Annotated in this window: 11 protein-coding genes and 1 CRISPR repeat array; of the genes, 8 read left to right on the top strand and 3 right to left on the bottom strand. The window is 40.4% G+C overall.

Annotation, left to right across the window (positions count from 1 at the left end):
* Positions 1-54: 54 nt before the first annotated feature.
* Both AC2D3N_RS18215 and AC2D3N_RS18210 read left to right on the top strand, forming a co-directional pair.
* Positions 55-258, top strand: coding sequence for a pentapeptide repeat-containing protein (locus tag AC2D3N_RS18215; RefSeq protein ID WP_369821849.1), 204 nt, complete (start codon positions 55-57; stop codon positions 256-258).
* Positions 259-590: 332 nt separating this feature from the next.
* Positions 591-1,643 carry a Fe(3+) ABC transporter substrate-binding protein gene (locus AC2D3N_RS18210; RefSeq protein ID WP_484691725.1) on the top strand — a complete coding sequence of 351 codons (1,053 nt, stop codon included), beginning with the start codon at positions 591-593 and terminating at the stop codon, positions 1,641-1,643.
* Between the two features lie 73 nt (positions 1,644-1,716).
* A CRISPR array of direct repeats spans positions 1,717-5,163; the repeat unit is 37 nt; unit sequence GTTTCAATCCCTGAAAGGGATTATTGGTTATTGCAAC.
* Positions 5,164-5,432: 269 nt separating this feature from the next.
* Here AC2D3N_RS18210 and era read toward each other — a convergent pair.
* Entirely contained in the window at positions 5,433-6,362 is a 930-nt protein-coding gene (gene era, locus AC2D3N_RS18205) for a GTPase Era (protein WP_484691724.1), read from the bottom strand.
* 283 nt (positions 6,363-6,645) lie between these two features.
* On the opposite strand from era, the gene AC2D3N_RS18200 reads away from it, so the two are divergent.
* From AC2D3N_RS18200 to AC2D3N_RS18180, 5 genes are all read left to right on the top strand, one after another.
* Positions 6,646-7,164 carry a hypothetical protein gene (locus AC2D3N_RS18200; RefSeq protein WP_484691723.1) on the top strand — a complete coding sequence of 173 codons (519 nt, stop codon included), beginning with the start codon at positions 6,646-6,648 and terminating at the stop codon, positions 7,162-7,164.
* Between the two features lie 170 nt (positions 7,165-7,334).
* Complete coding sequence (locus AC2D3N_RS18195; protein WP_484691722.1) at positions 7,335-8,438, top strand: tetratricopeptide repeat protein; 1,104 nt, start codon at positions 7,335-7,337, stop codon at positions 8,436-8,438.
* Between the two features lie 98 nt (positions 8,439-8,536).
* Positions 8,537-9,937, top strand: a complete 1,401-nt coding sequence (gene xdhA, locus AC2D3N_RS18190) for a xanthine dehydrogenase small subunit (protein ID WP_484691721.1) — start codon at positions 8,537-8,539, stop codon at positions 9,935-9,937.
* A 128-nt stretch (positions 9,938-10,065) separates the two neighbouring features.
* On the top strand, positions 10,066-12,363 hold the full coding sequence (gene xdhB / locus AC2D3N_RS18185) for a xanthine dehydrogenase molybdopterin binding subunit (protein ID WP_484691720.1): 2,298 nt from the start codon (positions 10,066-10,068) through the stop codon (positions 12,361-12,363).
* Between the two features lie 81 nt (positions 12,364-12,444).
* Complete coding sequence (locus tag AC2D3N_RS18180; protein WP_484691719.1) at positions 12,445-13,389, top strand: XdhC family protein; 945 nt, start codon at positions 12,445-12,447, stop codon at positions 13,387-13,389.
* Positions 13,390-13,406: 17 nt separating this feature from the next.
* Here the strand turns inward: AC2D3N_RS18180 and AC2D3N_RS18175 are convergent, their stop codons facing one another.
* The gene (locus AC2D3N_RS18175; protein WP_484691718.1) at positions 13,407-13,970 is read right to left on the bottom strand and encodes a hypothetical protein; all 564 of its coding nucleotides are present in this window, start codon (positions 13,968-13,970) and stop codon (positions 13,407-13,409) included.
* Between the two features lie 248 nt (positions 13,971-14,218).
* Between AC2D3N_RS18175 and glgA the strand changes: the two genes are divergently transcribed.
* Positions 14,219-15,679, top strand: a complete 1,461-nt coding sequence (gene glgA / locus AC2D3N_RS18170) for a glycogen synthase GlgA (protein WP_079680922.1) — start codon at positions 14,219-14,221, stop codon at positions 15,677-15,679.
* Positions 15,680-15,765: 86 nt separating this feature from the next.
* Here glgA and AC2D3N_RS18165 read toward each other — a convergent pair whose 3' ends face one another.
* On the bottom strand, positions 15,766-16,179 hold the full coding sequence (locus tag AC2D3N_RS18165) for a DUF1824 family protein (RefSeq protein WP_484691717.1): 414 nt from the start codon (positions 16,177-16,179) through the stop codon (positions 15,766-15,768).
* Positions 16,180-16,212: the final 33 nt, after the last annotated feature.

The raw sequence follows: 16,212 nt of genomic DNA, 5'->3' as shown, positions 1-16,212 counted from the left end.
GGGATACATCCTAGTTAAGAGCCTGTGAAAAAAGAATCCATTCGGCTTTAGCCAGTGGAGGTTCAAGAAAAGCGGACTTTGTTAAATGCCGATTTTTCTGGCCAAGTCCTAACCGACTCAGAATTTGGCTTTGCCAATTTACGCGGAAGCAACTTTAGCCATACGGATTTGCGGGGGGTTAGTTTATTTGGGGCGAAACTCCAAGATGTCAACCTCGAAAGACCCGCGATACCCTTGATTGTGATTAAGCTAAGCTGAAATACTCAATTTCAACAATCAATATTCACAGGTGGGGGCAAATATAACCTGTGAATATTTTTGTATCTTAGTCATTTGACTATAATTAGCAATATTTTTAGACTCTTGAGAAAAGAATCTTAATCACTTAAATCATTTATTCCCTAACTCAGATTCAGCTTAACCCAGATATTTAAGCCCGTAAGCCCTTCAAAATCGGGTAAATTCTCCTCAAATTGATTGACGGTAAAAAAGCGACCATATTACCACAAGTGTTCTTAAAAAACAATTATTGAGAATTTATAGCATTAACTGTATACTGTCTTCTTGATAAACTATTGCATTAAAGCCCGATGAACAAAATCACTAGACGTGGGTTTCTCACCCTGGGAACAGCCTTAGCTGTAGTTGCTGCGGGTGGACTTAGCCCGATGGAGCCATCGCAAGCTAACCCCCAAGTTCTGAATGTCTACTCCGCCCGCCATTACGATACTGATAATCAGATCTATGAAAGTTTCACCCAAAAAACTGGGATTAAGGTTAATCTGGTGGAAGGAAAAGCCGAGGAAATGGTAGAACGGATTAAGAGCGAAGGGGCCAATAGTCCGGCGGATATTCTGATTACCGTCGATGCGGGAAATCTTTGGAGAGCGCAACAACAGGGAATTTTTCAACCGATTTCTTCCGCTACTTTAAATCAAGTAATTCCAGCGAATTTAAGGGAACCGAATGGTAATTGGTTTGGGTTTTCTAAACGGGCGAGGGTGATTGTTTATAATAAATCTAAGGTGAATCCGGCTCAACTTTCTACCTATGAAGATTTAGCCAATCCTAAATGGAAAGGAAAAATAGTAGCTCGTTCTTCTAATAATATCTATAATCAATCCTTAGTGGCTTCGATGATTGGAGAAAGTGGAACGGCTCCTACGGAAACTTGGGTGAAAGGATTTGTGGCTAATTTTGCTAGACCCCCGGAGGGAAATGATGTTTCTCAAATTAAAGCTGTGGCGGCGGGTGTGGGATATTTAACCCTAGCTAATACTTATTATTTAGGGCGTTTAGTCGCCTCTCCCAAACCCGAAGATAAAGCGATCGCCAGTAAGGTGGGTTTATTTTTCCCCAACCAAAGGGCCCAGGGAACTCACACTAATATTAGCGGGGCTGGGGTAATTAAAAATGCCCCCAATAAGGCGGGAGCAATTAAATTTTTAGAGCATTTAGCGAGTCCTGAAGCTCAAAAGATTTTTGCTCAAAGTGCTTTTGAATATCCTGTAGTTGCGGGTGTTCCCGTATCTCCTGTACTTTCGAGTTTTGGCACATTTAAAAGTAATCCGATCAATGTTGCAGCCTACGGAAAATTCAATTCCCAGGCGATTCAAATTATGGATCGCGCAGGTTGGAAATAAACTTTGATACGTTGTTGCGCTTTAGCGCTCTTTCTAGGGGCTAAAGCAACAACAACTATTTTATCTGTTTTGCATTTCAATCCCTAAAAGGGATTATTGGTTATTGCAACTAGACTTTATGGGGCTTCTCAAGCGGGGATTGCAGGTTTCAATCCCTGAAAGGGATTATTGGTTATTGCAACACAACGGGCGCAAATGTCGAAAGATTCCAATACATATAGTTTCAATCCCTGAAAGGGATTATTGGTTATTGCAACCGCATTTTATTAAAAAAAACATTTATTTGATTTGAGAAGTTTCAATCCCTGAAAGGGATTATTGGTTATTGCAACATCTGATTAAACATCTGCTAGAAAACTCTGAGCTTGTTGCGTTTCAATCCCTGAAAGGGATTATTGGTTATTGCAACTACACCACACAGAACCCCGCGCCAAATGTTATAGGTTTCAATCCCTGAAAGGGATTATTGGTTATTGCAACTGCTTATCCGTCAGCATTTGAACTCCTTAATAAATTGGTTTCAATCCCTGAAAGGGATTATTGGTTATTGCAACAACTGGTTGAACTGCCCGAAGAACTGCCCGAAGGTTTCAATCCCTGAAAGGGATTATTGGTTATTGCAACGCGAAATTCAGATAATACCAGTCCTGCTACCATTTGTTTCAATCCCTGAAAGGGATTATTGGTTATTGCAACTAAGATTAGATTAGGATTGATCGTATTTGTAATTCGTTTCAATCCCTGAAAGGGATTATTGGTTATTGCAACGTGGGAGCGATTGGTCAATACCTATCAAACTATTTGTTTCAATCCCTGAAAGGGATTATTGGTTATTGCAACCTAAAGCGTTGTGTTCTCCCTTACCTTGTTCTGGTGTTTCAATCCCTGAAAGGGATTATTGGTTATTGCAACCACGAGGCTTTAGTTCAAACCAACCCGATTAATGGGTTTCAATCCCTGAAAGGGATTATTGGTTATTGCAACTCGACAATCCCAGACACTTTATCTAAATCAGTAAGCTGGTTTCAATCCCTGAAAGGGATTATTGGTTATTGCAACTACTTAGCTGACCGATGCGACGGAGCCAGGGAACATGTTTCAATCCCTGAAAGGGATTATTGGTTATTGCAACAGCAAGCAGCAAGGATGCTATGAAGGTTTAATGTTCTGTTTCAATCCCTGAAAGGGATTATTGGTTATTGCAACCTCGAATCTAGGATTCAAAAGCTAACGGACTTTATTGTTTCAATCCCTGAAAGGGATTATTGGTTATTGCAACGTGAGTTAAATCATGGATGATAAACAGATTGCTAGTTTCAATCCCTGAAAGGGATTATTGGTTATTGCAACGGGGAGACGGTGACAACTTGATTGGGGGATGCCTCGTTTCAATCCCTGAAAGGGATTATTGGTTATTGCAACAATCGGTTTTGTGATTGCTGCTTTTGTTGAAGCAAGTTTCAATCCCTGAAAGGGATTATTGGTTATTGCAACCCGATAATATCCTTCGTTTTTAAATACATAAGTCAGTTTCAATCCCTGAAAGGGATTATTGGTTATTGCAACAGTAAAAGATTTTGTCGAAAAGGCCAGTGGATAAGTTTCAATCCCTGAAAGGGATTATTGGTTATTGCAACGCGATGCCTGATGACTTGAAAGAAGCAGTTATCGTTTCAATCCCTGAAAGGGATTATTGGTTATTGCAACGTTGATATAATCCTTTAGATTGCCTCCTAAGAAGGTTTCAATCCCTGAAAGGGATTATTGGTTATTGCAACAATTACATTCGCATTATAGTGATAGCTTACAGTCTGTTTCAATCCCTGAAAGGGATTATTGGTTATTGCAACCTGGGTTGCCTCGGTGGAGTTGCGGGGTTGGTATTGGGGGTTTCAATCCCTGAAAGGGATTATTGGTTATTGCAACGGCGCGCCGATTTGATATTGCAATCTCGCTTTTTTGTTTCAATCCCTGAAAGGGATTATTGGTTATTGCAACTTCACAAATTCACATCAGGCGAGTGTAGTGACGGTGGGTTTCAATCCCTGAAAGGGATTATTGGTTATTGCAACGAGTGACGGGAGTTTCGGTCACGGGAGCTATAATTGGTTTCAATCCCTGAAAGGGATTATTGGTTATTGCAACGATAATTTAGTTTTAATCGAAATCAGCTAAGGGGGTTTCAATCCCTGAAAGGGATTATTGGTTATTGCAACCTCGGGATGCTGACGGGGTGTTACAAGAAGTTGGGTTTCAATCCCTGAAAGGGATTATTGGTTATTGCAACGAAAAACCTCCCATTGCTCACCATTGTCTTCAACAAGTTTCAATCCCTGAAAGGGATTATTGGTTATTGCAACTAACTTCCTTGGGGCAAAACCAGACAAATAGAAAGTTTCAATCCCTGAAAGGGATTATTGGTTATTGCAACCAGGGTCGCCGCCGTCAAATCGGGCGTAAAAATGAAAGTTTCAATCCCTGAAAGGGATTATTGGTTATTGCAACCAGAAAGAGTTTAAACAGCAACGACTTTATGATTTAGTTTCAATCCCTGAAAGGGATTATTGGTTATTGCAACTCAAGTTCTCAGGAGTAGTAGGCAGAAAGTCTATGTTTCAATCCCTGAAAGGGATTATTGGTTATTGCAACTTTAATTAAGCGGTATCATGAGGATACATTACTTGTTTCAATCCCTGAAAGGGATTATTGGTTATTGCAACGGCAGGTTTTTGTCTGATGGTGTCACGCCATTGTTTCAATCCCTGAAAGGGATTATTGGTTATTGCAACGGGGGGGGCGCTTTCCCCCCATCTGGTGGGGTTGATGACTTGTTTCAATCCCTGAAAGGGATTATTGGTTATTGCAACAAACCTTTACCCTTTGCTTGTTATGCCAGATTCTGTTTCAATCCCTGAAAGGGATTATTGGTTATTGCAACCTATCAAATCGTAGGAATTGCTAATCAATTCAAAGTTTCAATCCCTGAAAGGGATTATTGGTTATTGCAACACCCCGTGAGGATAGGACTAAGGATAGGCGGTAGTTTTAGCGTTTCAATCCCTGAAAGGGATTATTGGTTATTGCAACAAAAGAGTAGAAATTATTGGTTTGGCTATTCAGTAGGTTTCAATCCCTGAAAGGGATTATTGGTTATTGCAACAAATATTATAAAACTACATCAAAACTACAATATAAGTTTCAATCCCTGAAAGGGATTATTGGTTATTGCAACAATAATCAAGTTGAGTTAAAACAAAAAATATGGCGTTTCAATCCCTGAAAGGGATTATTGGTTATTGCAACGGAAATCTTGGGGGTTAGCTGCGGTTAAGTTAGCCGTTTCAATCCCTGAAAGGGATTATTGGTTATTGCAACGTTGACGTTCTTTAAGAGTGCCACCATTAATTGAGTGTTTCAATCCCTGAAAGGGATTATTGGTTATTGCAACCACCGTTTGTTAAAACATTACACCAACTCGGAAATGTTTCAATCCCTGAAAGGGATTATTGGTTATTGCAACCGCAGGCTTCTGAAACCCTTGATATATTTAGTTTTCGAGGTACGATTCCGACAACCTGATCGTAAAGTACCATTTCAGCCATCGACTTGTCAACACGCAAAAATAAAAAAACGCCAAAACCCCATTCCCGTAAGGTATTCAAGAATCGCGCCAACCTCCTTGAAGCCTTGAGACACCTCAAACCCATAATAGATAAACCTTTCAGACCCAAAAATCCCCCTCCAATTTTGAACAGCTATAGGTTAGCGCAAACCATATCCTAGAAACGGCTATTCAACCTGATAACCCAAATCCGCCAACTGACTGCGGGACTGACGCCATTTCGGTTGCACCTTCACAAACAACTCCAAATAGACCTTACCATCAATCAACTTTTGAATCTGTTGCCGCGCATCACTGCCAATGGTTTTCAACATACTGCCCTGATGGCCAATTAAAATTCCCTTTTGGGAAGGACGCTCAACATGAATAGTAGATAAAATCCGAGTAATTTTCGGGTCTTCCTCCACCCGGTCAACGGAAATCGCTACGGAATGGGGTACCTCCTCCCGGGTGTGGAGTAAAATCTGCTCTCGAATTAGTTCCCCGATAATGAAGCGTTCGGGTTGATCGGTAACTAAATCTGGGGGATAATAATAGGGGCCAGGATCTAAACGATCTATTAATAATTGTTGCAAATCATTGACACCCTCCCCCGTTAATGCTGAAAACTTGACCACGGGCCATTCATGGGGTTGGGCCAGTTGACCATAACTCCGGTCAATAATCACCGTATCCTCCGGTTGTTGATCCAGTTTGTTCATCCCCAGAATCACCGGAATTTTGACTTGTTCGAGTAACTCAATAATATAGCGATCGCCGCCTCCAGCCTCCACAGACCCATCGACCACCAACAACAGAACATCAACGGACGAAATCGCCGACTTGGCATTTTGTACCAAAACCTTACCCAGTTGATGATGGGGTTTATGAATTCCGGGGGTATCCACAAAAATAATTTGAGCCTCATCCGTCGTCAGAATCCCCCGCAGACGGTTGCGCGTCGTTTGAGCCACGGGGGAAGTAATGGCGATTTTCTGACCCACCATCTGATTCATCAAAGTCGATTTCCCCACATTCGGGCGACCAATAATTCCGACAAACCCCGACTTATATCCCTCTGGCGGTAAGGGAATTGTTACACCTTCAGACCCATCCATTCAATTTCTGTTCCAGTTGTGATAGTCCCTTGCTATTCTAACCTAAGCCCCTTTCCCTTGATATACCGACTAAAATTTGATAGAGTTGCCAAGTAGCTCTATCCAAATCTAAGATAGAAACCTACTCGAACTCAAGGCGATCGCAGAAACCCTTTCTGAATCTGGGTTAAGATAGGTTATAGTTCTGTACAGTGCCATGGGAGTAGTGTTGATCAAACCAGAATCAACTTTACGTCCAGAGTCCGTTAATTTTTACGTTGGTGAGATTGAGGAGATGAAAACGATGAATTCAAAACTGGTTGGTGGCCTATGCGCCCTAATCGCAGCAGCTTTACAGTTACCTGCTGTCGCTCAAAATCCTATTGGGACACCTGTAGTGCCCTCTGACTTTGACTATAAATATCAACCCAAAGATCCCGATCTGGGACGGGTTGACCCCCCCATTTACCACGCCTTACCCGACCTGGGTTACCCGGATAGAACCCTACCTGCGGCCTTCAAGTTTCCGATTATCTATGAATTAGGGGCTGATAGCAGCATCACCAGTGATGCGGTAATTACCGATACGGTGTTTATCCCTAACTTACCTCCAATCCCCAATGGTATTACCTTAGACGATGTTCCCCGGATTCGGGCTGAATACACTCGCAAAGTGGAAGAATGGGGCGAACTGGTTCAAGGGTGTCTGGCTTTAAGTCCTTTAATCATCAAAAGTGATACAGGCAACCCTATTTTAATCCAACAGCAAAGCGCTGGAACAGTTGTTCTGAATGCTAACAATATTTCCGTTTGCCCCAAATAAGTTGATTTAATCTTCTTAATTTTCACCTTCTTTGTTCATGGCAAAGGAGGTGATTTTATTTTAGAAGAAATGGCACAATAATATTAGGGCAAGAGGCTATAGCAGTCACGATGGTCAAGTCTTTTCCCCCTATTGCCTATTGCCTGTTCCCTGTTCCCTTCTATAAAACCATGAAAGAACTCGAAGAAGTTGCAGAAGCACTAGACCGTCAGGACTACCGCCAAGCCGCCAAACTTCTCAAACAACTGCAAAAACAAGAACCCCAGAATTTTTGGGTACAGTTGTATGCTGGGCGTTGGTATGAAGGGACTGATAAATTAGAAACCGCCGAAAAGGTTTATCGCAAATTACTTAAAGATGCGACAAACCCTAAAATTGTCTCTCAGGCGCGTCAGGGGTTACAAAGAATTGAAGATATTGAACAAAATCGACGTCAAGACGCAATTATTCAAGCTAAAGCTGACCCGAAAAATCAAGAATTAGGGATTTTAATTTTAGAACCTTTAGCCCCAGAAAAAAAACAAATCGCCGCCCAAACCCTAGCCCGAATGTTGAAAACCGATCCCTATACCGCCCGAATGCAGCTACAAAGTCGGGGTTGGCGTCTGTATAAAACTGGGGAAATGGGAGAATTAAAGGTTTATGGTCAGGAAATGTTAGAAGCCGGAATTCCGGTATTTTGGGTGGCTTTAGCGGAAATTCAAAAACTTCAGGTTTTTCGGATACAATCAATTCAAAGTTTATCCCCTCAACCGACTATTATTTGTCAAAATGAACAGGATCAATTAGGGTCTATGACTTTTAATTGGCAGGAAGTTACCCAACGGGTAGAAGGATTATTACCTATGTTTGTAGAGTCCTTAGATTATGATCCCCGTCGTCCTAAATCCGAACGATTTCGCCATAAAGAAACCACCCAAGATTACGCTCAAATCTATGATTTACACTTGCCTAAACGGGGTTGTATTCTCAGACTTTGTGACCAAAATTATGATTTTAAACAAGGAGTTGATTTTAGTCAATTTTCCCCGGAAACCGTGCCCGCTTCCCAAAATACTAATAGAATTCATTGGAATTTGTTAAAAGAACAGTTAAATTTATTGTTAACTCATGCTCAACTCTGGTCTGAGTTTACACCCTTTGCTGAAACCACATTAGATTATACTCAATTTCTCGGTCGGATTAAACCCCATATTGATTTATCTCGAAAATCCGAAAGTGTTTGGGATAATGCTTTTCATTTATATAGTGGTTTGGTATTTTTGAAATTGTAGGGAACAGGGAATAGGGAATAATTCACGTTTAGGGTATTAGATAATCCCTCTAATTTGAGCTAGAATTGAGCTTATTTTTAATATTTCTTCTTTAGCTTATGCAAAATAACACCTTTAGCCTAACAATTAATAGTCAAAAAGTCGATATTCAAGACCTTTCCCCCACCCTCACCCTATTAGACTATTTGCGCAGTAGTGGACGGGTAGGAACAAAGGAAGGTTGCGGGGATGGAGACTGTGGTGCTTGTACCGTTGCGGTTATTGGTCAGGGGGCGGACGGACAACCCCAATATCTAGCAATAAATAGTTGTTTAATTCCCCTAGCAACGATGGCGGGGCGGGAAATAATTACCGTTGAAGGTGTTGGGAAAGACGGTCTCCATCCGGTACAGGAAGCGATGGTTAGTTTGGGGGGTTCCCAATGCGGCTATTGTACCCCGGGCTTTATTATGAGTTTATTTGCTGCGTATTATAAAGGTCAGGTTGATTATCAATCTTTAGAGGGGAATTTATGTCGATGTACGGGATATTTGCCGATTATGAAAGCCGCAGAAGCCGTTAATAATTCCCATCCTGTCGATCAGTTTAGTCAACGTTTACAAGAAATTGATTCACAACTTAATTCTATCAAATATATTACTTCTTGTCAACAGTTTTTCCGCCCCATTCGACTCTCAGAAGTTTTCAATCTTTTACAAGAATATCCCCAAGCTCAATTAATTGCAGGAGGAACAGATTTAGGCTTAGAAATCAGTCATCATCGCCAAGAATTTCCCACTCTAATTTCTTTAGAATCCGTTGCAGAACTCCAACAAATTCACTACCATTTAGATACCGTAGAAATTGGTGCGGCTATTCCTTTGAGTTATATTCAAGAACAATTAAGGGGAATATTTCCGAGTTTAGATGAAATGTTAACCTGGTTTGCGGGTAAACAAATTCGTAACCGTGCTACCATTGGAGGCAATATTGCTACAGCGTCTCCCATTGGAGATTTAGCCCCGGTTTTACTCTCTTTAGATGCTCAAATTCGGTTAGAAAGTTTAACCGGAGAACGAATTATTGCTATTGCTGATTTTTTTAAGGGTTATCGTCAAACTCAATTACAATCCCAAGAAGTAATTGTTTCCATTATTATGCCTAAAACTATTACTAAAAATGCTATTAGGCGTTTTAGTCAATCCTATAAAGTGGGAAAACGGGGAACCGATGATATTAGTATTGTTTCCGCAGCCTTTACCATTGATTTGGATACAAATAATACAATTATTTATGCTAGACTAGCCTATGGTGGAGTCGCAGCAATTCCGCTCAGAGCGATTGAGACTGAAGAAATGTTAATCGGAAAACCCTGGAATTTGGCAACTATTCAACAAGCTAAAATGAGGTTAAAAAATGTTTTTAATCCCTTGACGGATTTACGAGGAAGTGCTAGTTATCGAAAACGATTAGTTGCTAATTTGTTTGAAAAGTTTTTCCTAGAGTTTTCTCCTTTGTAAAACGTTGTTGGGCTTTAGCCCTTATTGGGAGCGCTGAAGCGCAACAACAAATATAGTAGCTTTGTAAAGATTGCGCTGAAGCGCAACAACGCGCAACAACGCGCAACAACGAATTTAAGGATAAAAATATGGAAGAAAATAATAAATCTAAACCTCATGAAAGTGCTGTCGGTCATGTTACGGGGAAAGCGATTTATACCGACGACCAAAGATTACCTAACGGAATGTTATATTTATGGCCCGTATTATCTCCTTATGCTAAAGCAAAAATATTAAAAATTGATCCTTCAAATTTAGATAATATTCCAGGGTTTGTGACTATTCTAACCGCCAATGATATCAAAGGTTATAATAACACGGGAACCATTAAACACGATGAAGTCCTATTACCTGCGGATGAAATTAATTATTGGGGTCAACCTGTAGTGTGGGTGGTTGCAGAAACAGAAATTTTAGCCCAAAAAGCAGCCGAAACTATAAAAATTGACTATGAAGTATTAACCCCAATTTTAACAATTAAAGACGCAATACAAAATAATAGTGTTCACGCCGATAAAAATATTATGCGTCGGGGAAATATTGCTAATGCTTTACAAGAATCCGAATTTATTTTAACCGGAGAGATTGAAATTTCAGGTCAAGATCACTTTTATTTAGAAACTCAAGTCAGTTGGGTTATTCCCAATATGGAAGACCATTATCAAGTTTATTCCTCTACTCAACATCCGAGTGAAACTCAAGCAATTATTTCAGAGGTTTTAGACATTCCTAGAAATCAAATTGTAGTCACTTGTTTACGCATGGGAGGCGGGTTTGGAGGCAAAGAAACCCAAGCTAATCCTACCGCAGCGATCGCCGCTTTAGCCGCTCAAAAAACCGGACGTCCGGCGCGAGTTCGACTCAAACGAGATCAAGATATGATCACTACTGGAAAACGCCATGCTTTTTTAGGTCAATATCAAGTAGGATTTAACTCAAAAGGTCAACTTTTAGCCCTAGATATTGATTTATATTCCGATGGCGGTTGGAGTGCGGATTTATCCTTCCCTATTTTACAACGGGCGATGTTTCATCTGGATAATTGTTATTATATTCCTAACTTAGAAATTCGAGGTCAAGTCCTGAAAACTAATAAGGTTTCTAATACGGCTTTTAGGGGATTTGGTGGGCCGCAGGGTATGGTAATTATTGAGGAAATCATCGATAGAATTGCGCGTAAATTGGGATTACCTCCTGAAGTAGTCAGAGAACGTAATTTTTATCATGGTGAAGCAGAAACCAATACAACCCATTATGGTCAAGAAATTTTTGATAATCGCATTTTAAGGGTTTGGGAGGAAGTGAAATTAAACTCTAATTTTGCGCGGCGGAAAATAGAAATAGCACAATTTAATCAAAATAATAATTATCAAAAACGCGGGTTAGCCATTACTCCGGTTAAATTTGGAATTTCTTTTACCAAAACCGAATATAATCAAGCAGGAGCTTTAATTTTAATTTACCTAGATGGGAGTATTCAACTCAATCATGGGGGGACGGAAATGGGTCAGGGTTTACAAACGAAAATGTTACAGGTTGCTTCCCAAGCATTAGGGGTGAATATTGAACGATTTAGAATTATGCCCACGAGTACCGATAAAGTACCTAATACCTCGGCTACAGCCGCTTCTAGTAGTTCGGACTTAAATGGTCAAGCGATAAAAAATGCCTGTGAAATCCTTAAAAGACGACTGGCAAAAGTTGCTGCCAAGTTGTTAAATATGGATGAACCTCAAGAGTTAGTTTTTGAGAAAGATTGGATTTATTGTCAAAGTTATCCCAGTCAAAGAATAGCTTTTAATGAAGTGGTTAAACAAGCCTATAATCAACGAGTCAGTTTATCTACAACGGGCTATTATCGCACCCCTAATATTTACTATGATCCCAAAACAGGTCAGGGTAGACCCTTCTATTATTATGCCTATGGTGCTGCTGTCAGTGAAGTAGAAATCGATGGATTTACGGGAACTTTTAAACTACGCCAAGTGGATATTGTTCATGATGTGGGAGAATCCTTAAATCCTTTAATTGATATCGGACAAATAGAAGGAGGTTTTGTCCAGGGAATGGGATGGTTAACGATGGAGGAATTGGTTTGGGATGACTCGGGAAGATTAAAAACATTTGCTCCAAGCACCTATAAAATTCCGACCATTAAAGAAGTTCCTAAAAATTTCAAGGTTGACTTATTAAAACGAGCGACTCAGGATGGGGTGATTTATGGGAGTAAAGCGGTGGGAGAACCTCCTTTTATGTTAGCAATTTCGGTTAGAAAAGCGATTAAAGAAGCTATTGCAGCCTTTGGTCAAAGGGATTCGGTTTTTTTAGCTTCTCCTGCTACCCCAGAAGCTATTTTAAATGCCATTGAACAGGTACAATTTACCTAAAAATAATCCTTTATTGAATCTGTGATTAATCTTAGTTATTAATTCAGTTTTCTATTGATTACTTGCCCTTCTTGTGTTATAATGATTCAATTCTATCAACAACTGATTCAAGTTTTAAATCAAGGGGATGTGGTGGTGGCAACCGTCACCCGGGTTAAGGGTTCAGTCCCGCGAGAAATGGGGGCAAAAATGCTCATTTGTGCCGATGGTCGAACCTTTGAGACGATTGGAGGGGGTGCGGGAGAATTTAAAGTTATTCATCAAGCTGGGGAAGTTTTAAAAACCGGAAACAAGCAATTAGTTGAAATTGATTTATCCGGTGCACCTGAGCGGGAAACCCAGGGGGTTTGTGGGGGGTTAATGCAGGTGTTATTAGAAAGATGGTCAGGGAAAAAAGCGATCGCATTAACGGAAAAAATTTTACAGAATTTAGAAAGAGGTGAATCCGCAATTCTTGTGACTTATTTTGATAAAACTTTTCCCTATTTACTGCCAGAAAATAACCCAATTTTAATTTCTGATCAAACCTTTATAGAAACCCTAAAACCACCTCCAACTTTATTAATTATAGGCGCGGGTCATGTCGGAGAAAAGTTATCTCAAATAGCTGATTTTATTGGCTTTAAAATTATAATCCAAGACTCTCGGACTGAGTTAACCCATCCAGAAAGATTTCCTCCCCGGGTTCAAATTTTTAATCAAAGTGTTAGCAATGTTTTGGAACAACTCACATCCCATGATCATCTCTATATTGCCTTGGTAAGCCGAGGATATATTTATGATATTGAAGCCTTAAAGGTGATTTTAAATTGGGATTTATCCTATCAATATATTGGAATGATAGGGAGTCAAAAACGGATTAACTGGGTTTACCAAGATTTACAAGAATCTGGAATTTCTCCCCACCAACTCGAAAAAATTCATGCTCCCATCGGATTAGAAATTGGAGCATTAACTCCTGAAGAAATTGCCATTAGTATTGGTGCAGAATTAATTCGAGTTTATCGAGAAAAACAGAAACCTTAAGTTTGAGGCGGTTTCAGCTAAAGCCTTGAATTCAGATCGGCTTTACATTGATTCAAAATCCGAGTATCATTTTCACTAGGATTAGGAAGACGATGAAATCCTTCTAAAACCAGATTATTTTCGCTAACTTGACCTCCGGTTGTCGCTACAACAGCAGTATTATTCAAACCAATTTGATAGGAATGGGTCTCTTGAGTATAACTGTCAATAATATTTAAACTCAGATGATTTCCTTGAGGAACTCCAGTAAAACAGTCAAAGGACGAACGTGGCATATAAAACGCCCCGGTTACTTGACCTTGCTTGACTTCAAACACCATATAAGATTGTCCAATTTGTTCCGGTTGGGGAGATTCACCATAGAGATAAACCCCATCTCCAAAAAAATGACCTTGGACAGCGGCGGTTTCTGAGCCCGGATTGTGGGGATTTTGTGAAAGTAAAACGGTGTTCGCCGAGGCAATTCCCCCAAAACCCGCGATTACCGTTAAGGCTAAAGTATTAACCAGGGGGGAAAGTCGGGTCAATACCCGGCAAAACCTACTCCCAAATGAAACATAACTGAGCAGTTGATCAAGCATTTTTTGAATCTCCTGCGAAAAGGCATTGATAACCGAATCTCTAGCTACAGCATCAATTCAGTTGATTTCGGTAAAACTTACTGCTAATTGCAACATACAATACTATTTTGAAATTCTTTTGAAGTGAACATTCCCTTTTCGATTGACCTAGATCGCTAATTCACCGAAACTAGATTAAAGCGTTTCAATAGTACGCCCACCAGAGGTATGATGACGTTACGGAGCAACTAAGGGAACGCAAAATTAAAATGCGAATTCTATTTGTCGCCGCAGAAGCGGCACCTTTAGCAAAAGTAGGTGGGATGGGAGATGTGGTCGGTGCCTTGCCGCAGGTATTGCGGGCAATGGGACACGATGTTCGCATCTTTATGCCCTATTATGGCTTTCTCGCCGATAAGATCAAAGTCCCAAAAGACCCGATCTGGTGGGGAAATGCCATGTATCAGCGTTTTGCTGTCTTTGAAACGGTATTTCCCAAAACGGATGTGCCATTATATTTATTTGGGCATCCCTCTTTTATGCCTCGTCGTGTTTATTACGGAGAGGATGAGGAGTGGCGGTTCACTTTATTTTCTAGTGGCGCGGCGGAATTTGCCTGGAATTATTGGAAACCCCATATCATTCATTGCCATGACTGGCATACTGGAATGATCCCCGTCTGGATGCAAGAAACACCAGATATTGCCACAATCTTCACTATTCATAATTTAGCATATCAAGGGCCTTGGCGTTGGTATTTGGAACGAATTACTTGGTGTCCTTGGTATATGCAGGGTCACAATACCATGGCGGCGGCGGTACAAGCGGCGGATCGCGTCACAACGGTTTCACCCACTTATGCTGAACAAATTCAAACCGCAGCTTATGGGGAAAATTTAGAAGGGTTACTTTCCTTTGTCAGTGGTAAAATGACGGGAATTTTAAATGGAATTGATACGAATTCCTATAACCCAGCGACTGACCCTTATATTCCCGAACGGTTTACGGCGGATACTTTGGAAAATCGCCGCGCCAATAAAGTTGCCATTCAAGAAGAAGTGGGATTAGAAGTTAATTCTAATACTTTTTTAATGGGGATGGTCACTCGATTGGTGGAACAGAAAGGGATTGATCTGGTAATTCAAATTATGGATCAATTCCTATCCTATAGCGATTGTCAATTGATTGTTTTGGGAACGGGCGATCGCTATTATGAAACCCAATTATGGCACATGGCCTCCCGTTATCCGGGTCGGATGACGACGCAATTATTGTTTAATGATGCCCTATCAAGGCGGATTTATGCGGGTTGTGATGCCTTTATTATGCCGAGTCGGTTTGAACCCTGTGGCATTAGTCAGATGTTGGCGATGCGTTATGGTTGTATTCCGATTGTTCGACGGACGGGCGGTTTAGTCGATACGGTATCCTATAATGATCCGATTAATTATCAGGGCACGGGATACTGTTTCGATCGCTATGAACCCTTAGATTTTTATACCTCAATGGTTCGGGCTTCTGAAGCGTTCCGGTTTAAAGATCAATGGCGAGAACTCCAACGTCGGGCGATGAGTCAAAACTTTAGTTGGGAAAATTCCGCTAGAGAGTATATCCAACTCTACAACAATGTGATGGATAGTTATGGCGGTGTTTCTAATGAACCCGCACCCCCACCCGCACCTCCCCAACCCCCCCAACCTCCCCAACCCTCTGCTGGTGCGGTGGTTTAAGGGTTGATGTCTACTAGAATTAAGGTTCAAAGTTCAAAGTTTAAAACGGTTTAAATTTTGAATTTTGAACTTTATAAGTTATTAATTTAGGCAAATAAATCTAAAGGAAAATGTCCGTATACGCCATTAATTCCATTTTCTTCGGTGGATTGAAAGGAAATTAGTACCCCGCGATATTTTTCTAAATAGGGACTAATATAGAAAGTTTGACTGCGACCATTAAATTTTAAATAGACAGATTCCGAGACAGGTTCTAAGGCATGATCTTCCAGATTAATTGAATATTCAAAGGCTTTTAAATAATCTTTTAATGCGGTTAAAGCCTGAGCCATGGAATCAGCACAAATGCCAATCATTTGATATTCTGATTCACTGTTAAGTAATAATAATGCGGCTTGAATTTTCACCTTTTCTGGATCAGAAATAGGGGAAATTTCATCTGTACAAAGAAAGCCCTTTAAAATGGCTTGAGCTTCTGGAATAGTTAATGGGGATATCATAATTAATTAGGCTTTGAAGTTAGGGTTAGAAAT

It is taken from the genome of Planktothrix sp. PLAVEN19ND, from assembly GCF_057220675.1.
Note: the sequence above shows the minus strand (reverse complement) of the source record. Positions and strands in the feature narration are given on the sequence as shown.